This is a genomic window from Microvirga ossetica (assembly GCF_002741015.1).
In the GTDB taxonomy this organism is placed as follows: Bacteria; Pseudomonadota; Alphaproteobacteria; order Rhizobiales; family Beijerinckiaceae; genus Microvirga; species Microvirga ossetica.
This window is the reverse complement of sequence record NZ_CP016616.1, coordinates 5,395,154-5,411,795: the sequence shown is the minus strand read 5'-3', so window position 1 is coordinate 5,411,795 and position 16,642 is coordinate 5,395,154. Positions and strand designations below refer to the sequence as shown.

The following is a 16,642-nucleotide window of genomic DNA, read 5'->3' as shown; positions in this document are numbered from 1 at the left end:
CGCAAGCAAGACGGCTACAAACCGGACGGATCGGTCGAAGTCAACAGAGGCGCGACAATCTTCGAGCTGTTTCCATTTGCATGGAATCATCTCTTCTTCTTCGGTTTGCCGCATTTTTTGACGGCGAACCGGATCCACTTCGCCGAAAAATGCTCTAGGCCCGGCGGCGGACGACGCGCTCGATCTCCTCGCGGACGAGGCGCTCGACCAGGGGAGGAAGATTGTCGTCGAGCCACGCCTTCAGCATGGGCCGCAGCATCTCCTTCATGAGATCCTCGACCGTCTGGGGCTGGGCGGGGCGGACGGATTCGCTCAGGCGGGAGAAGGCGCCGGTCACCGAGGCGACAGCCTCGCTCGACAGGAGAGCCTCGGCCGTCTGCGCCGGCGCAGCGTTCTTCAGGACGGGCGCGGGAACGATGATCGGCGCCGGTCCGAAATCCTCAGGCTCGCGAAGAGCGGGAGCAGGCTCTACGGAGCCGTGCTCTGAAAGGGCGTCCAGGAATGCCGCATCCCCGCGGCTCCAGGGGCCGAGCACCGGCTCGTTAGGCGTCGATCCGAGGAGCGGAGACACGTGAAGCTCGGCGATGTCGAGGACGTTTTTCAGAGGCGAGGAATTCGGCGCTTCGGCTTCGGAGAACTGCTGAGGCTCCTCATCGTCGGCGATGATACGCCGGATGGAAGCCAAAATCTCTTCCATCGATGGCTCATTAACCTTTAGGCTCGCCGACCCCATAGCCGCATCCAAATCATCAACGCAAGAATCACATTCTTATGAATGTACTTAAAGTATTTTACGCAAACCTAAAGAAAACAAGGAGGGCCAGAACTAAAAAGTTCTGGCCCGAAAACTTATCAACGACCGTCCGGCGTCGACGTCCCGACCCAGAGATCCTTAACCTGATCGTAATGAATCTTCGGGCTGTAGTGATTCACCCTCAAGCCGAGAGCCCGCGAATTGAGCCGTCCCATCGCATTGACGAGGCTGTAGGAGGCGACCACGCGGTCGCGCTGAGCCGTGATGAGGTTGACGCGGGCGTTGAGCAGTTCCTGCTGCGCGTTCAACACGTCGAGGGTGGTGCGCTGGCCGACGCGGGCCTCTTCGCGCACACCGTTGAGCGCCGTCTCGGCCGCATCGATCTGCGCCTGCGCCGCCTGGATCTGGGCCCGGGCCGCTTCCAGCCGGCCCCAGGAGGATTGCACGGCGGCGCGGACCTGGTCGCGCACGGAATCGGCCTCGAGCCGACGCTGGCCGGCCGTCTCCTTGGCCTGGCGGGTGGCCGCATAGGCCTGGCCGCCTTCGTAGATCGGCACGGTCAGCCGCGCGACGACTGAGGCAGAAAGCGCGGCATCGCCTTCCTGCTGATTGTCGTAGCGCTGATCGATGGCACCGACGACTCCCAATTGCGGAGCAAGGGCACCCTGCTCGATCTTCACCTGCAGCTCGGCCACGTCGACCGCATGCTGGCGCGCCTTGATGGCCGGATGCTCGTTGAGGGCGACCTTCAGGGCGGAGTCGACGTTGCGGGGCGTCAGGCGGTCGAGCGGCCGGCCGGGAGCCAGCTGTGCGGGCTCTACGCCGATGACCTGACGATAGATCGCTATGCTGTTGCGCAGGGTGGCTTCGGCGAGGCTGGCCTCGGACCGGGCAGCGGCAAGGCGCGCCTCGGCCTGAGCGACGTCCGTCCGGGTCACTTCGCCGACATTGAAGCGGTCGCGGGTCTGCCGGAGCTGTTCGTCGATTACCTCGACGTTATTGCGCTGCAGGTCGAGAATAGCGGTGTCGCGCAGGACGTCCATATAGGCCGTCGCGCCGTCGAGCAGCACGCTCTGCTCGGTGGTGTTCAGGGTTTCCCGCGAACCGAGGACGGAGGATTCGGCCGCCCGGACCCTGTTCGTGGTCCGATACCCATCGAAGAGCGACTGATTGATCTCAACCCCAAACCCACGGGGGATCAGCGTATTTCTGCTTGTCGTATTCGGCGAGAAACGCGATGCGGGCGACTCGGCCTCTACCCAGCTCCGGCCGACATCGGCTACGCCACTGATCTGCGGACGATAGCCGGACTTGGCCTGGGGAACGGTCTCGTCGGTTGCGCGGACACTCGCGCGCTGAGCGTTGATGTCGGGATTGTTGCCATAGGCGCGCGCCAAAGCGCTCTCCAAGGTCTCGGCCGACACCCCGGTCGCGCCCGCCAGCACGAACACCGAGGTCATTGCCCCAAAGAGCAAGCGATACGTTTTCTTGGAGTACTTTTCGTTCACGCGCACCTGCCTAGCGATCCAACGACGGTCCAGTCGTAATCGACGCCACTTCAGAAACCACTTCCATTCAAAGCGCAACAATACCCAAGGGAAACGAGTCGGCAACAACAGGCTGCGGCCAAATCGATTTTAGCGTGAGAGTGGCGCAAAAAAGCGACACCTCCTGCACGACAAATTGAGGAATTGGAAAGGATTAGAACGTGAAGCCGGGGGTCTGGAGGAAGGGCGTCAGCAGCGGCGCGGCAGCCTCGAACAGGCTCCGCTCGCCGATCGCATCGCCCGACCGCACATAAAGCGTCGCCTGCGCCGCACGCCCGCGCCCCTTCACGCAGACGAGACGCCCGCCTTCCGCCAACTGCCCGAGGAGCGCTTCCGGACGAACCTCGACCGAGCCGTTGATGAGAATTGCGTCATAGGGCGCATTGCCGGCATAGCCCTCGTCGAGCGGACCCGCGACGACCGTCACCCCGGCGGCACCGGCAGCGCTCAGGCTCGCACGGGCGACCGAGGCCAGGGCCTCGTCGGATTCGAGCGCGGTCACCTGGGCACCGAGCTCGTGGAAGACGGCGGAGGCATAGCCGCGGCCGCAGGCCACGTCGAGAACCCGCTCGCCGGCCTCGATCGAGAGGGCCTGGATCATGCGGCCGAGGATCATCGGGGAGAGCATGTAGCGCCGCTCGGCGCCGTCGCTGACGAGGATGTCCTGGTCGATATAGGCAAGGTCCTGGCGACCGGGGAGCGCGAAGAGCTCGCGCGGGACGGTATCCATGGCATCCAGGAGCGGCATGTCGTTCACATCGAAAGTGCGCAGCTGGCCATCGACCATTGTCCGGCGCGCTTGAGCGAAATCGACCATGGATAGTGCCTTCAGAAACTTATTGGAGGCCTCGCCCGGAATCGAACCGGGGTGCAAGGATTTGCAGTCCTCTGCGTAACCACTCCGCCACGAGGCCGTCCTGGGAGTGCCGCGAACGCGACGGCTGCTCAATAGCAACCATCCCCCCAAAGAGCAACAGCCCCTTTTCGCTCGCCCGCGCCAATAAGGCACTTGCAACCGTCGAAACCCGTGCTATATGCCTCCCACCTCGCCGACGGACGGCCTTTCGAAGGCTCCGCGGCGTTCAGGGAAGCTCAAAGCAAAGCTTCTTCGAATGGTATGGCATATTCCGGCGTGGCGCAGCGGTAGCGCAGCGGACTGTTAATCCGTTGGTCGTAGGTTCGAATCCTACCGCCGGAGCCAACCTTCCTACCCTCCCGATCAGATCCTGACCGAACCCGGCACGCCTCACGTTCGAGGCTTGGCATTCGGCTGCGGCGCACGCCTCGCAGGTTCGCCGTGACAACCGTCGCAGGTTCGACGATCGCGGGTTCGAATGCTGCTCCTCCCCGGTTCATTCCGCACACGTCGGTTATGGCTTGACCGCCGCGCGTCCTTGCCGTCAGCATCGCCCCTCTTTTTCGAACGGGACAATCATGGCCGCCACGACGCTTCTTTTCCGCGACGATGCTTATGCCACCTCCTGCGAGGCAAAAATCCTCGGGATCACGCCGGAGGGCGGAATCGTTCTCGACCGCACGATCTTCTATGCCCAGGGCGGCGGACAGCCGGGCGACACCGGCGCGCTGGTCACGTCGAAGGGAGAGAGAATCGAGATCGCGAACACAGTCTACGGCGCCGATCGTTCGCAGGTCGCACATCTCGTCGGCGCGGAGGCCGCCTCGCGCCTGACGGAGGGCGAGACCGTCACGCTCGAGCTCGATTGGCCGCGGCGGCTCAAGCGCATGCGCGTCCACACGGCGCTTCATCTCTTGAGCGTCGTCCTGCCCTACCCGGTCACCGGCGGCTCCATCGGCGACGGCGATGGGCGGCTCGATTTCGACATTCCGGATGCGGGCCTCGACAAGGCGGAAGTCACGGAAAAGCTGAATGCGCTGATCGCGCGCGACGCACCCGTGACCGAGCGCTGGATCACCGACGAGGAGCTCGATGCCAATCCGGGGCTGGTGAAGACCATGTCGGTGAAGCCGCCGCGCGGATCGGGCCGCGTGCGCCTCGTCGAGATCGACGGCATCGATCTCCAGCCCTGCGGCGGCACGCATGTGCGGCGCACCGGCGAGATCGGCTCCGTCGTGATCACCGACATCGAGAAGAAGGGCAAGCAGAACCGCCGCGTCCGCCTGTCCCTTGTCGACTGAGGGATTCATCCGCTCGAATCGAAAGGAATTGCCCATGTCCCAACCCTTCGTATCGACCGCATGGCTGCAGGAGCACCTGAACGACCCGGATCTCGTGGTCGTGGACGGCTCCTGGTACCTGCCTACGCAGAATCGCGATCCGCAGGCCGAGTATCTTGCCGGCCATATTCCCGGCGCGGTGCGGTTCGACATCGACAGCGTAAAGGACACCTCCTCCGCCCTGCCCCACATGCTGCCTTCGCCGGACAACTTCGCGCAGGCTGCCGGCGCGATGGGAATCGGCGAGGACACGACCATCGTGGTCTATGACGGCGCCGGCCTCTTCGCGGCGCCGCGCGTGCGCTGGACCTTCCAGGTCTTCGGCGCGCGCAACGTGTCGATTCTCGAAGGCGGCTTTCCGGCCTGGAAGGCGGAAGGACGGCCCGTCGAGACCGGGCCCGAGACACCGCGCGCTCCTCGAACCTTCAAGCCTTCCTTCGACCCGGCCGTGGTCGCGGATGCCTCGACGATCCAGGCGGCGCTGCGATCCGGTGCGGCGCAGGTCGTCGATGCCCGGCCCGGAGATCGTTTCCGCGGCGAAGCCCCCGAGCCGCGCCCGGGCCTGCGCTCCGGCCATATTCCGGGAAGCCTCAACCTGCCCTTCGGCGAGATCGTCGAGAACGGACGGCTGAAGGACAAGGCCGGGCTCGAGAAGGCCATCGCGGATGCAGGCATCGATCCGGGCCAGCCGGTGATCACCACCTGCGGCTCCGGCGTCTCGGCGGCGATCCTCGGCGTCGCCTTCGAAGTGGCCGGGCGCCCGATCCAGGCGATCTACGACGGCTCGTGGTCCGAATGGGGCGCGCGGGAGGACCTGCCGGTGGAAACGGGATCGGCGAAGAAGACTGATTGACGGCATCCCCCGCTTCCCTCCCCTTGCGGGGAGGGATCGAGGGTGGGGGTCGCAAAGTCGAAGCGATGCGCTTCATTCAGAGAGATCAGCGGTCGCTACAGCATCCGACTCGATCAATCTCTCACCCCGTCGAACGACCCCCACCCCTACCCCTACCCGCAAGGGGGAGGGAAACATGTGCAGGGCGTGCTCCTTTATCGAATGCAAAAGGCCCCGGATCACGCCGGGGCCTTTTGCAATCCGCTCGGTTCCGCTCAGTGCAGGATCTGGGACAGGAAGAGCTTGGTGCGCTCGTGCTGCGGATTCTTGAAGAACTCCTCCGGGGTGTTCATCTCCACGATCTGCCCGTAATCCATGAAGATCACCCGGTCGGCGACCTGACGGGCGAAGCCCATCTCGTGCGTCACGCAGAGCATGGTCATGCCCTCCTCTGCGAGACCCACCATGGTGTCGAGCACCTCCTTCACCATCTCGGGGTCGAGGGCCGAGGTCGGCTCGTCGAACAGCATGATCTTCGGGCTCATGCACAGCGAGCGGGCGATCGCCACGCGCTGCTGCTGACCGCCGGAGAGCTGGCCCGGATACTTGTTCGCCTGCTCCGGGATCTTGACCCGCTTCAGGTAGTGCATCGCGACCTCTTCCGCCTCCTTCTTGGGCATCTTCTTCACCCAGATCGGGGCGAGCGTGCAGTTCTCGAGAATGGTCAGGTGCGGGAAGAGGTTGAAGTGCTGGAACACCATGCCGACTTCGCGGCGCACCTCGTCGATGCGCTTCAGGTCGTTGGTGAGCTCCGTGCCGTCGACGATGATGCGGCCCTTCTGGTGCTCCTCGAGCCGGTTGATGCAGCGGATCATCGTGGACTTGCCGGAGCCGGATGGGCCGCAGATCACGATGCGCTCGCGGCGGCGAACGTTCAGGTTGATGTCCCGCAGAACATGGAACTCGCCATACCACTTGTGCACATCGAGCATCTGCACGGCGGCTTCGGCGTTCGCGTCGGTGTCGACGGAGCGGATCTGTTGGGGAGAAAGTGTCGTTGCCATGGATGATTACCGTTTCTGACCAGCTGCAAGACGCCGCTCGACGCCGAGCGAATAGCGCGACATGCCAAAGCAGAAGATGAAGTAGAACAGGGCTGCGAAGGCATAGCCCGTGAGTCCGATGGTGGGCGCCGCCCAGGCCGGGTCAATGCGCGAGGCCTCGATGGTCTTCACGAGATCGAAGATGCCGACGATCGCCACCAGCGACGTATCCTTGAACAGGCCGATGAAGGTGTTCACGATACCCGGAATCACGATCCGCAGGGCCTGCGGCAGGATGATCAGGGTCATCATCTGCGGATAGTTGAGACCGAGCGACATCGCGCCTTCATATTGTCCCTTCGGCATGGCCTGGAGGCCGCCGCGCACCACCTCGGCCATGTAGGCGGAGGCGAAGAGCGCGGTGCCGATCAGTGGCCGCAGAAGACGGTCCACGGTCATGTCGCCGGGCAGGAAGAGCGGCAGCATGGTGTTCGCCATGATCAGCACCGTGATGAGCGGCACGCCGCGCACGAACTCGATGAAGATCACCGAGGCCATCCGCACGATCGGCAGTTTCGAGCGCCGCCCGAGCGCCAGAACGATGCCGAAGGGCAGCGAGACCACGATGCCCACCGTCGCCACCAGCAGGGTGACGAGGATGCCGCCCCACAGGGAGGTCGGCACATGGGCGAGGCCGAAATCGATGTCGATCAGCGCCAGGGTGACGCCGACCACTGCGACGATGCCTCCGCCCATGATGAGCGCCGGGCGCATGGCAGTCTTCAGCAATGCGGCGAAGAACGCGAAGAGCGCGATCACGAGCGCTGCGAAGATGGCGAAGCCGAGCCAGAAGCGGACGCCGAGATCCGCATTGCCGCCGGTCAGGAGAACGTAGGAGAGGACCGGGAAGATCCAGAAGAAGTACACCGCTCCGAGATCGCGGCGCGGCGCCTTCAGCCAGAGCAGCCAGACCACGCCGAGGGCGAGCAGAGCGAAGAAGATATTGACCCGCCAGCGCTCCGAGATCGTGTAGGAGCCGTAGATGAAGTAGTTCAGCTTGTCCCAGATGAAGGCCCAGCAGGCGCCGCTCTCGCTGCCGCCGGAATCGGCGCGGCAGGCCGCCCGGTCGGTGCCGGTCCAGACCGCATCGATGACGAGAAACTTCAGGAGCGGCGGAACGATGATGTAGAGGAGGTAGAACACCACCAGCGTCAGGATCGTGTTGAAGGTGCCGGAAAAGAGGTTTTCCCGAACCCAGGCGATGGGGCCGCGGGCCAGATTGGGCGGAGGCAGCGCATCCACCTCCTTGGCGCGGACGAAACGGGGCATATCGACGGCGGTGCTCATAGGATCTCCTACCGTTCGATGATCGCCACGCGGCGATTGTAGATGTTCATGACGAAGGAGGTCACGAGACTGATCGTCAGATAGACGCCCATGGTGATGACGACGACCTCGATGGCCTGGCCCGTCTGGTTCAGCACCGTTCCCATGAACACCTGCACGAGGTCGGGATAGCCGATGGCGACGGCGAGGGACGAGTTCTTCGTCAGGTTCAGGTATTGGCTCGTCAGCGGCGGAATGATGACGCGCATGGCCTGCGGGATCACCACGAGGCGCAGGGTCTGGCCCGGGGTGAGGCCGAGGGAGCCTGCGGCCTCCGTCTGCCCTTTCGAGACCGCGAGGATGCCCGCGCGGACGACCTCGGCGATGAAGGCTGCGGTATAGGTGACGAGGCCGAGAAGCAGCGCCACGAATTCCGGCAGGATCTGCATGCCCCCGGTCAGGTTGAACGTGCCCTTGCGCGGCATTTCGAAGGTGATGGGGTTGGCGCCGATGAGCGCCAGTACGATCCAGGTCAGGATCGGAAGGCCGAAAACCAAGGCAAGGGTGACCTTGCCGACCGGAGATTGCCGGCCGGTCTGCTCCTGCTGCTTCCTGGCCCAGCGGCGATACAGGAACGTGCCGACGAGTCCGATCACGAGAACGGTGACGAGGATCGAGATATTGGGGCCCCAGAGGGGCTTCGCCATGAAGAGGCCGCGGGAATTCAGGTAGAAGCCGGCACCCATCTCGAGCGAGTTGCGCGGCTGCGGCAGCGTGCCGAGAACGGCGATGTACCAGAACAGCAACTGCACCAGCAGCGGAATGTTGCGCAGCACCTCGACATAGACCATCGCCACCTTCGCCACCATCCAGTTCTTGGACAGGCGCGCGATGCCGATGACGAAGCCGAGGATCGTCGTGAAGAAGATGCCGATCGCCGAGACGAGCAGGGTGTTGAGCAAGCCGACGATGAAGGCATCGCCATAGGTTCCGCCGGCTGCGCTGAACTGGATCAGCGTCTGGCTGATATCGAAGCCGGCCGTGTTGTTCAGGAAGCCGAAGCCTGAGGCGATCTTGGCGCGCTGCAGGTTTTCGATGGCATTCGTCGCGGCCACATAGAAGAGGAAGACGATCGCGGCGACGAGGACGACCTGGTAGAAGATTCCACGAACCTTCGGATCGTACAGAAACGATTTTTTGGGGGGCGATGTCTGACTGACAACGGTCTGCACTGAGTTCACCTCTGACGGCTATTCTTATTTTATACCGGGCCGTCCTCCCCTGCTCATGCTCCTGTGGAGTTTCATGAACGGGCGGCATTTCTTGTTATTGTCGAAGGGCGCCCGGAATATCCGGACGCCCTGTTTTCAGTGGTCGCTTAGCGAACCGGGATGCCGTATTGCAGGCCGCCCTTGGTCCACTGGGCGTTCTGACCGCGCTTGATCTTCAGACGCGAGCCTTCGCCGACGTTCCGCTCGAAGGACTCGCCGTAGTTGCCCACATGCTTGATGATGCGCACAGCCCAGTCGTTGGTCAGGCCGGTGGCCTCACCGAACTTGCCTTCCGTGCCGAGAAGACGCTTGATCTCCGGGTTGTCGGAGGTCTTCATCTGATCGACATTGGCCTTGGTCACACCGAGCTCTTCGGCATTCAGCATGGCCATGTGAGTCCAGCGGACGATATCGCCCCACTGGTTGTCGCCATGGCGGACTGCCGGGCCAAGCGGCTCCTTGGAGATGATCTCGGGCAGGACGATATGATCGTCCGGGGCCGAGGCGCGCAGGCGCTCGGCGTAGAGACCCGAGGCGTCCGTGGTGAAGGCGTCGCAGCGGCCGGCGTCATAGGCCTTGAACGTCTCGTCCGAGGTCGCGAAAGCCACCACTTCGTACTTCATGTTGTTGGCACGGAAGTAGTCGGCAAGGTTGAGCTCGGTCGTGGTGCCCTGCTGGGTGCAGATCGATGCGCCGTTCAGCTCCTTGGCGGAGGCAACGCCGAGCTTCTTGCGGACCATGAAGCCCTGGCCGTCGTAATAGTTGATGGCCGGGAAGTCGAGGCCGAGCTGCGTCTCGCGCGACATCGTCGCGGTCGAGTTGCGGGCCAGGACGTCCACTTCGCCCGACTGGAGCGCGGTGAAGCGGTCCTTGGCGGCGAGCGGAATGAAGCGAACCTTGGTCGGGTCGTCGAAGATGGCCGCAGCGATGGCGCGGCAGAAATCGACGTCGAGGCCGGTCCAGTTACCCTGCGCGTCAGGCTGGCCGAAGCCGGCAAGACCCGTGTTCGAGCCGCAGGTCAGGAAGCCTTTCTGCTTCACGCTGTTGAGCGTGGCCTGGGCCGAGGCACCCGTTGCGAACAGGCTGGCCGTCAGGCCGAAGGCAATCGATACGAGAGCCTTTTTCATGTTGGTATCTTCTCCCAATAGTTCGACATGGCTCGACCGTTTATGGTTATTACCCCCCAGCCGAGCCCCGAATAGACCGTTCCGCGCCACCTCGGTTGAGGCGGCATCGAGATCCATCACATTCCATGATTAATCACTGGTCAAGTCTTGATGGAAGGCATTTCTTGCCTGACTTGACGGCAGGGCCTGCCCGGTTTCAGATCGTGACCTCCTCAGCAAGCCCTTGAAGCAATGTCAAAACTCCCCCCAAAGCCCCAAAATATATCCGAACGCACCCGTCTCGTTCATGCCGGACGGGAGCCGTTCGACCAGTACGGCTTCATCAACACGCCGATCTATCGCGGCTCCACGGTCCTGTACCCGACGACCGACGATCTCCTGCACCGGCGCGGCCGCTATTCCTATGGAACGAAAGGGACTCCGACCACGAATTCCCTTGAAACGGCCTGGACCGAGCTGACCGGCGCGGCAGGCACCGTCCTTGCCCCGTCGGGTCTGGCCGCGGTGACGCTCGGACTGATGTCCTGCCTCAAGTCCGGCGATCACCTGCTGGTGACGGATTCGGTCTACCTGCCGACACGTCACTTCTGTAACGGCGTGCTGAAGAAATTTGGTGTGGAAACCACCTATTACGATCCGCAGATCGGCGCCGGGATCGAAGCTCTGATCCGGCCGAACACCGCCGCGGTGTTGACGGAAGCCCCCGGATCACAATCGCTTGAGATGCAGGACATTCCCGCCATTGCCGAGGTGGCACACCGGCACGGGGCCGTGGTCCTGATGGACAATACCTGGGCCACCCCCCTGCTCTTCCCGCCGCACGAACGCGGCGTGGACATCGCCATCGAGGCCGGCACGAAGTATCTCAGCGGCGGGTCCGACCTCCTGCTCGGCATGGTCTCGGCCAACGAGCGCTGCTTCAAGGCGCTGCGCGACACCTACGATTCCTTTGCCATGTGTCCGGGTCCGGAAGACGTCTTCCTGGGATTGAGGGGCCTGCGCACCATGGCGCTGCGCCTGCGGGAGCACGAGAAGCAGGCGCTCGAGATGGCGCGCTGGCTCGAAGCGCGACCGGAAGTGGCCAGGGTGCTGCATCCGGCCCTCGAGAGCTATCCCGGCCACGCCATCTGGAAGCGCGACTTCAAGGGCTCGTCGGGCCTGTTCTCGATCATCCTCAAGCCCTGCTCCGACCAGGCGCTCGCGGCCATGCTCGACGGTCTGGCTCTGTTCGGGATGGGTTATTCCTGGGGTGGGTTCGAGAGCCTCGTGATCCCGTTCAACTGCGCAACCTACCGCACGGCGACCCGATGGGAGCCCGGCGGACATGCGCTGCGCTTCCATATCGGGCTGGAAGAACTGGATGATCTCAAGCGCGATCTCGACGCCGGTTTCGCACGGCTGCGGGAGACGGATACTCGGGCAGCTTGAGGAATTTGACGCTTCGGCCGTCCTTATCCCGCCGAAGCTTCGACCTCCGAGCCGGAGACGACGGCGCCTTCCGCCTTCTTCTTCTCCTTGGCGATCAGCATCAGGTTGCGGATATAGATGAAGATCGAGAAGGCCTGGCCGAGAATGATCACGATGTCGCTGCGGGCAAAGCCGTAGATCAGGGTCATCAGGCCGCCGGAGATCGACAGAATCCAGAACCCGACCGGGATGACGCTCTTTTCCGCCTTCTCGCTCGCGATCCACTGCACGAGGAAGCGGGCGCCGAACACGAACTGGGCGATCACGCCGAAGGCCGCCCAGAGATCGAACCGGGCAACGACCAGATCGTAGAAATAAAGTCCCAGATCGTGGGAAAGGCGCATCAACATCAGACGATTTCCTGAGCTGCGGGAACGCGGCGGCGGCGGCGGATCAACCACCAGACTCCGGCTAAATCAAGGATGCCGACCCAAAGCCGGTCGAACATACCATAATTGGAGCGCCCGGCATGCCGCGGCCGATCGACCACGTCCACATGAGCGATCCGGTGCCCCTCGCGCTTGACCAGGGCGGGCATGAAGCGGTGCAGGGCGTCGAAATAGGGCAGCCGGAGATAGACGTCGCGGCGGAACGCCTTCAGGCCACAGCCCGTATCCCGCGTCCCGTCCTTCAAAATCCGCCCCCTCACCCCGTTGGCGATGCGGGACTGCCACTTCTTGTAGGCGCCGTCCTTGCGGCCGACCCGCTGTCCGGCCACCAAAGCGACCGACGGGTCGTCGAGGGCCGCCACCAGTTGCGGGATGAAGGCCGGATCGTTCTGCCCGTCGCCGTCCAGAGTCACGACGATGGGGCCGTGCGCGGCATGGACGCCGGTGCGTACCGCCGCGCTCTGGCCGCAGCTCGCCTCATGCCGGACGAGGCGCAGCCACGGCCGCGTTGCCCGGGCGCTCAGGACCTGCTCGACGGTCGCATCGGTCGAGCCGTCGTCCACATAGACCACTTCGAAGGGCCCCAGCGGCGCGCAGGCGCGTTCGATCTCCTCCACCAGGGGGAGGATGTTGAGCGCTTCGTTCTTGACAGGGACCACGACGCTGACGCGAGGCCCCGGGGAAAATTCAGTCATCGGCTACGGCCATCGCTGGCCACCCCTTCGAAAGGCGAGCCGGGCCTTAGAAGCCCGTTGCATAGGCCGCGATATCGACCCGCCGCCCACTGTTGATATTGAATCCCTGAACCCGGGTCGAGAGCACGGGCTGCTGCTTCAGGCGCTCGTTCTCCGCCCGGAACTCGCCCTCGAAGCGCTTTTCCACGAAGACGACCCGGCAGCCGCCAGAGCGCAGGAATGCGGCGGCCTCGGCCCCGGTTTCGACCATGTCGAGATTCGTACCGGTCAGGAAGACCAGGCTGGGCTCGCGATAGCCGAGGGTCGCGACCTGCGGGCTCTCGCAGGGCACGTTGCGGGCGACCTCGGCAAGACGATCCGACACCTTGAGCGAGCGCAGGTCGAGCTGGGCGAAACCGAAGACGCCGATGGAGAGGAAGGCCGCCGAGGCGAAGCTCACCCAGAGGGTCGGGACCATCCGGTTCTTCACGAAAAGCCACCAGGCCCAAAGCGCGAGGAGCGAGGAGATCACGAGCGCCGGCAGGGCGCGGAAAGGCACCATCCCATCGAAGGTCCAGCCGACCGCCGACAGGCCGATGGTGAGGCCGACCGGGATGAACGGGATCAGGATCGTAGCGAGCTTGGCCGCCGGCCGATGGGGACCGACGAAGTGCCGCGCGATGGCCATGACGGTAAGGATCGCAACCGCCGGAAGCAGGGGCAGCGTGTAATGGGGCAGCTTGGTCGGCACCGCCTCGAAGACGATCCAGGACGGCACGATCCAGGCCAGCGCAAAGGCCACCGTCTCCTCGCGGCGGTGGATCCAGGCGAACGGCACCGCAATGGCCGCCAGGATGGCGCCGGGCCAGAAGGTGGCGAAGAACGAGATCAGATAGAAGCCTGGCGGGGCCCAGTGGTATTTCTGGGCAGTGCCGACCTTGCCGAGCATATCGTGGCCGACGGCCTCGGAATAGAAGGCGCCACCGGTCTTGAGCGCGATGGCGACGAACCAGGGCAGCACGACCGCCAGGGTGAAGAGGGCGCCGAGCCCCGGCCGCAGGGTGAGGAGCCAGCGTGCTGAGCGCTCCCTATAGCAGAGAACCGCGGCCGTTAGGCCCGCGAACATCAGGATCAGCGGTCCTTTGATGAGGACTCCAAGAGCAAAGCCCGTCCAGAAGATCAGCAGCGCCCGCCGCGGAAGCACGCCCGCACCTCGGCTCAGATAGGCCCGGGCCAGCCCGCCCATCACCGCCACTGAACAGGCCGTCAGCATGGCATCGGTCTTCGCGAGCCGCGCCTCGACCATCAGGATGACGCAGGTCGCCATGAGCGCCGCGGTCAGGAAGGCCCCTCGCCTCCCGAAGAAGGCCAAAGCCGCCCAATAGGTCAGCAGAACCGTTGCGATGGCGCCGAACAGGGATGGAAGCCGATAGAGGAAGATGGTGGTGTGCGCCTCGGGAACGCCGAGCGCCTGGCCGATGGCGACGCTGGCGCTCTGCATCCAGTAGATGCCGACAGGCTTCTTGTGCCGCGCCTCGTCCTGGAAGCGGATATCGACGAAATCCCCTGTCTCCAGCATTTGCTTGGATGCCTGCGCATAGCGCGGCTCGTCCCGGTCCATGGGCTGGAGGGAAGTGAAGCCCGGCAGGAAGCAGACGAGCGACAGCAGCACGAGAACCGCGCACAGGCGGGCATGGCTCCGCTCGACGACGTTCGTCAGCTGGGCCACGGATAGGTGGCGCAGAGACATCCGCTGCTGGGGGACAGAACCGTCCATCAATCACTCCGGAGGCGGCAACAAGCCTTCGTCCCGACAGGATTCCCCACGGGCACAGGTCCATCAAGCCGCGTCATGTCCTCCAAACCCGGCATGAAGTCAAATTGACGGAAGGTAGCGGGTAGGATCTCAAGGCCCAGCGCATTGCTTGGCTTTCTCCAAACCCTCATCCTGAGGAGCAGACGTAGTCTGCGTCTCGAAGGAGGATCCAGAGACCACTGAAATCTCCTTCGAGACGGCGCTTACGCGCCTCCTCAGGATGAGGTGAGAGTTTCTCCCAGGAACATGGTCGCTCGGGCGGGCATTGCCTGGACGACAGGGTTCGAAGCTGGAGGTTGAGACATGAAGACGACCGTCCGATGGTGCGGCCTTGCCCTTGCGGTGTTGTCGGCCTGTCCGGCCGCAGCGCTCGAACAGCCCGTCGTCTGGCGGGACGAGGATACGGGCTGCGCCTATCTGCTGACCCCGCAGGGCGGCATCGCGCCCCGGCACCGCCGGGATGGAACGCTCGATTGCCCGGATGTGGCCGCCAATGCGGGTATCGTCGAGGGCATGGGGAAAGACATCGCCCGCGGGCTCGACGCGTTGCAGCGCGAGGTGGAGCGGCTGCGCGAGCGGTACAATCGCCCTTGAGTGCGAGGGAGCGCCTGCACCACCCCTATGCCCGGCCCTGGCATCTCGGTGGAGCCAGGGCCGGGCCGATCTTATCGAAACCAGCCGAAATAGAGCGACCAGAGGCTGGGCGAACGGATCCCGCGGACCCGGCGAGCCGCTTCCTCGGCACGCATCGACTCCCCGCCATGGCACGAGCATAGGACGATATGGGCGTCGTGCTCGGAGATCTGGAAGAAATCGACCGCATCCCCGAACCTGTCGCTGAGAAGCCCGGCCGTCCGCAGCACCGGGTCGGCATAGGCGATCGTCAGGGCCGACCCGTCGGCGCGGAGCGCCCGCCGCTCGGCCTCGGGCTTCCACTCGATCTCGTCGAGGGTCTTCAGCTCCCGGTCGGGACTTTTGTCGAGAAGCTCGATCCAGCGGTCCAGGCGTTCCCGCTTCGACAGGACGACCGGGGCCTTCGCCTCCTCGTGGATCTTCAGGTCGGCGACGGTACTGAGTTCGGACAGAGGCCTGTGTTCCATGCTCCCCTCCTTGGCAGAAGAGCGATTGCGAGCCCACCCAGCTACAAGCTCAACCTTGAAGCTGGTGCAAAAGTTCGAGGAACATGCTGTCCGGAAGCGCTGATATTTTGTGCATATGGGCCGGCCAGAAGGCCCTGCGGAAGCAGGCGAACGAACACACGGCGTCCGCTCACATGATGGTGAGGCGTACGCCGTGCATTCATTAAAGGGATCTTGGAAAGGATCTTGTCAGGCGCTCGCCGCGTGGTCGTGGTCGAACCGTGTCGTACCCATCAGTTCGGCAAGCCGGTTGCGGGCGCGGTTGACGCGACTCTTGATGGTGCCGACCTTCACGCCGAGGGCCTCTGCCGCATCCTCGTAAGACATGCCTTCGGCACCGATGAGGATGATGGCCTCGCGCTGTTCCTGGGGCAGCTTATCGAGCGCGGTCGAGAGATCCTGCAGCGCGAGCTTGTCCTCCTGATCGGGGATCGCGATCATGCTTGCGGCATGCGTCCCGTCTCCGTCCTCGACCTCGCGGCTCGTCTTGCGGTGCGTCGAATAGAAGCCGTTGCGCAGGATCGTGAAGAGCCAGGCCTGGAGGTTCGTGCCGGATTCGAAGGTGTCCTGCTTGGTCAGCGCCTTGAGCACCGTATCCTGCACCAGATCCTCCGCCTGATCGACCTTGCCCGTCAGCGAGAGAGCGAAGGCGCGCAGGTTCGGCAGCGCATCCATCACGCCGTTGATGAAGACCTGATCGACCGGCTCCGTATGGGCGCGGATGACCTGCGCGACGCGATCGGCGAGCCGCGCGAGATCGCGCGGCAGCTTGTCCTCAGCGGGATCGCCGTAGAGGGCACGTAATTGCTTTCCCAGATGCAGTCGTACGGCAGCGCTCAGCGCGGCCGCCGAAGACGGTACATCGGGACGGGTGAACTCGGACTGGTTTTTGGCATTCTGAGACATGCCGAACTATTTGGGGCGTGCCGATCCCGTTTAAATATCCGGGCGACAATTCGACCACGAGATTTTTTCATGGCCGGCCCTCTGGATTTTATCACCTGTATGCCTAGACGGCCGGACTGGGCTATATGCTCCCTTTCCGCGTGGTCCTTGGCCGG

The 16,642-nt window shown here is 63.9% G+C and carries 16 protein-coding genes and 2 tRNA genes; 5 read left to right on the top strand and 13 right to left on the bottom strand.

All coding sequences use genetic code 11. The features are described from left to right. Window positions 1-154 precede the first annotated feature (154 nt). From BB934_RS25775 to BB934_RS25760, 4 genes are all read right to left on the bottom strand, one after another. Window positions 155-697 carry a PopZ family protein gene (locus BB934_RS25775; protein WP_099512227.1) on the bottom strand — a complete coding sequence of 181 codons (543 nt, stop codon included), beginning with the start codon at window positions 695-697 and terminating at the stop codon, window positions 155-157. 155 nt (window positions 698-852) lie between these two features. Beyond that, on the bottom strand, window positions 853-2,214 hold the full coding sequence (locus BB934_RS25770; protein ID WP_099513224.1) for a TolC family outer membrane protein: 1,362 nt from the start codon (window positions 2,212-2,214) through the stop codon (window positions 853-855). Between the two features lie 241 nt (window positions 2,215-2,455). Further along, window positions 2,456-3,118, bottom strand: coding sequence for a protein-L-isoaspartate O-methyltransferase family protein (locus BB934_RS25765; RefSeq protein ID WP_099513223.1), 663 nt, complete (start codon window positions 3,116-3,118; stop codon window positions 2,456-2,458). 23 nt (window positions 3,119-3,141) lie between these two features. Beyond that, window positions 3,142-3,215: transfer RNA gene (locus tag BB934_RS25760), tRNA-Cys, on the bottom strand. A 212-nt stretch (window positions 3,216-3,427) separates the two neighbouring features. Here BB934_RS25760 and BB934_RS25755 point away from each other — a divergent pair. The 3 genes from BB934_RS25755 to sseA all read left to right on the top strand — a co-directional run bounded on the left by BB934_RS25755 (window position 3,428) and on the right by sseA (window position 5,350). Continuing rightward, window positions 3,428-3,502: transfer RNA gene (locus BB934_RS25755), tRNA-Asn, on the top strand. Window positions 3,503-3,735: 233 nt separating this feature from the next. Further along, complete coding sequence (locus BB934_RS25750; protein WP_099512226.1) at window positions 3,736-4,458, top strand: alanyl-tRNA editing protein; 723 nt, start codon at window positions 3,736-3,738, stop codon at window positions 4,456-4,458. Between the two features lie 34 nt (window positions 4,459-4,492). Beyond that, window positions 4,493-5,350 carry a 3-mercaptopyruvate sulfurtransferase gene (sseA, locus tag BB934_RS25745; RefSeq protein WP_099512225.1) on the top strand — a complete coding sequence of 286 codons (858 nt, stop codon included), beginning with the start codon at window positions 4,493-4,495 and terminating at the stop codon, window positions 5,348-5,350. A gap of 254 nt (window positions 5,351-5,604) precedes the next feature. On the opposite strand, the gene BB934_RS25740 is transcribed toward sseA, so the two are convergent. From BB934_RS25740 to BB934_RS25725, 4 genes are all read right to left on the bottom strand, one after another. Further along, complete coding sequence (locus BB934_RS25740; protein WP_099513222.1) at window positions 5,605-6,321, bottom strand: amino acid ABC transporter ATP-binding protein; 717 nt, start codon at window positions 6,319-6,321, stop codon at window positions 5,605-5,607. A 78-nt stretch (window positions 6,322-6,399) separates the two neighbouring features. Continuing rightward, on the bottom strand, window positions 6,400-7,719 hold the full coding sequence (locus tag BB934_RS25735) for an amino acid ABC transporter permease (protein WP_099512224.1): 1,320 nt from the start codon (window positions 7,717-7,719) through the stop codon (window positions 6,400-6,402). An 8-nt stretch (window positions 7,720-7,727) separates the two neighbouring features. Beyond that, the gene (locus BB934_RS25730) at window positions 7,728-8,930 is read right to left on the bottom strand and encodes an amino acid ABC transporter permease (protein WP_099513221.1); all 1,203 of its coding nucleotides are present in this window, start codon (window positions 8,928-8,930) and stop codon (window positions 7,728-7,730) included. Between the two features lie 146 nt (window positions 8,931-9,076). After that, on the bottom strand, window positions 9,077-10,096 hold the full coding sequence (locus BB934_RS25725) for an amino acid ABC transporter substrate-binding protein (protein ID WP_099512223.1): 1,020 nt from the start codon (window positions 10,094-10,096) through the stop codon (window positions 9,077-9,079). Window positions 10,097-10,327: 231 nt separating this feature from the next. On the opposite strand from BB934_RS25725, the gene metC reads away from it, so the two are divergent. Next, window positions 10,328-11,524 (top strand): cystathionine beta-lyase, encoded by a 1,197-nt coding sequence (metC, locus tag BB934_RS25720; RefSeq protein ID WP_099512222.1) that lies wholly within the window; start codon window positions 10,328-10,330, stop codon window positions 11,522-11,524. A 23-nt stretch (window positions 11,525-11,547) separates the two neighbouring features. Here metC and BB934_RS25715 read toward each other — a convergent pair whose 3' ends face one another. From BB934_RS25715 to BB934_RS25705, 3 genes are read right to left on the bottom strand one after another with little or no spacing between them, the layout of a single operon-like run. Further along, on the bottom strand, window positions 11,548-11,913 hold the full coding sequence (locus tag BB934_RS25715; protein WP_099512221.1) for a lipid-A-disaccharide synthase N-terminal domain-containing protein: 366 nt from the start codon (window positions 11,911-11,913) through the stop codon (window positions 11,548-11,550). Further along, complete coding sequence (locus BB934_RS25710) at window positions 11,913-12,647, bottom strand: glycosyltransferase family 2 protein (RefSeq protein ID WP_099512220.1); 735 nt, start codon at window positions 12,645-12,647, stop codon at window positions 11,913-11,915. The genes BB934_RS25715 and BB934_RS25710 overlap by 1 nt, the downstream gene beginning before the upstream one ends. A gap of 46 nt (window positions 12,648-12,693) precedes the next feature. Further along, on the bottom strand, window positions 12,694-14,403 hold the full coding sequence (locus BB934_RS25705) for an ArnT family glycosyltransferase (RefSeq protein WP_099512219.1): 1,710 nt from the start codon (window positions 14,401-14,403) through the stop codon (window positions 12,694-12,696). Between the two features lie 342 nt (window positions 14,404-14,745). Between BB934_RS25705 and BB934_RS25700 the strand changes: the two genes are divergently transcribed. Then, window positions 14,746-15,036: a hypothetical protein gene (locus BB934_RS25700; RefSeq protein ID WP_099512218.1), complete on the top strand. Its 291-nt coding sequence runs from the start codon at window positions 14,746-14,748 to the stop codon at window positions 15,034-15,036. A gap of 71 nt (window positions 15,037-15,107) precedes the next feature. On the opposite strand, the gene BB934_RS25695 is transcribed toward BB934_RS25700, so the two are convergent. Further along, complete coding sequence (locus BB934_RS25695; RefSeq protein WP_099512217.1) at window positions 15,108-15,542, bottom strand: hypothetical protein; 435 nt, start codon at window positions 15,540-15,542, stop codon at window positions 15,108-15,110. 228 nt (window positions 15,543-15,770) lie between these two features. Continuing rightward, the gene (locus tag BB934_RS25690) at window positions 15,771-16,487 is read right to left on the bottom strand and encodes a sigma-70 family RNA polymerase sigma factor (protein WP_099512216.1); all 717 of its coding nucleotides are present in this window, start codon (window positions 16,485-16,487) and stop codon (window positions 15,771-15,773) included. Between the last annotated feature and the right edge of the window lie 155 nt (window positions 16,488-16,642).

Excerpts from the sequence above, each read along its gene's own strand:
- BB934_RS25770 (WP_099513224.1), bottom strand. The coding sequence starts at position 2,214 with ATGACCTCGGTGTTCGTGCTGGCGGGCGCGACCGGGGTGTCGGCCGAG.
- BB934_RS25775 (WP_099512227.1), bottom strand. The coding sequence starts at position 697 with ATGGAAGAGATTTTGGCTTCCATCCGGCGTATCATCGCCGACGATGAG.
- BB934_RS25725 (WP_099512223.1), bottom strand. The coding sequence starts at position 10,096 with ATGAAAAAGGCTCTCGTATCGATTGCCTTCGGCCTGACGGCCAGCCTG.
- BB934_RS25750 (WP_099512226.1), top strand. The coding sequence starts at position 3,736 with ATGGCCGCCACGACGCTTCTTTTCCGCGACGATGCTTATGCCACCTCC.
- sseA (WP_099512225.1), top strand. The coding sequence starts at position 4,493 with ATGTCCCAACCCTTCGTATCGACCGCATGGCTGCAGGAGCACCTGAAC.
- BB934_RS25705 (WP_099512219.1), bottom strand. The coding sequence starts at position 14,403 with ATGGACGGTTCTGTCCCCCAGCAGCGGATGTCTCTGCGCCACCTATCC.
- BB934_RS25715 (WP_099512221.1), bottom strand. The coding sequence starts at position 11,913 with ATGTTGATGCGCCTTTCCCACGATCTGGGACTTTATTTCTACGATCTG.
- BB934_RS25740 (WP_099513222.1), bottom strand. The coding sequence starts at position 6,321 with ATGCTCGATGTGCACAAGTGGTATGGCGAGTTCCATGTTCTGCGGGAC.
- metC (WP_099512222.1), top strand. The coding sequence starts at position 10,328 with ATGTCAAAACTCCCCCCAAAGCCCCAAAATATATCCGAACGCACCCGT.
- BB934_RS25690 (WP_099512216.1), bottom strand. The coding sequence starts at position 16,487 with ATGTCTCAGAATGCCAAAAACCAGTCCGAGTTCACCCGTCCCGATGTA.
- BB934_RS25710 (WP_099512220.1), bottom strand. The coding sequence starts at position 12,647 with ATGACTGAATTTTCCCCGGGGCCTCGCGTCAGCGTCGTGGTCCCTGTC.
- BB934_RS25765 (WP_099513223.1), bottom strand. The coding sequence starts at position 3,118 with ATGGTCGATTTCGCTCAAGCGCGCCGGACAATGGTCGATGGCCAGCTG.
- BB934_RS25735 (WP_099512224.1), bottom strand. The coding sequence starts at position 7,719 with ATGAGCACCGCCGTCGATATGCCCCGTTTCGTCCGCGCCAAGGAGGTG.
- BB934_RS25700 (WP_099512218.1), top strand. The coding sequence starts at position 14,746 with ATGAAGACGACCGTCCGATGGTGCGGCCTTGCCCTTGCGGTGTTGTCG.
- BB934_RS25695 (WP_099512217.1), bottom strand. The coding sequence starts at position 15,542 with ATGGAACACAGGCCTCTGTCCGAACTCAGTACCGTCGCCGACCTGAAG.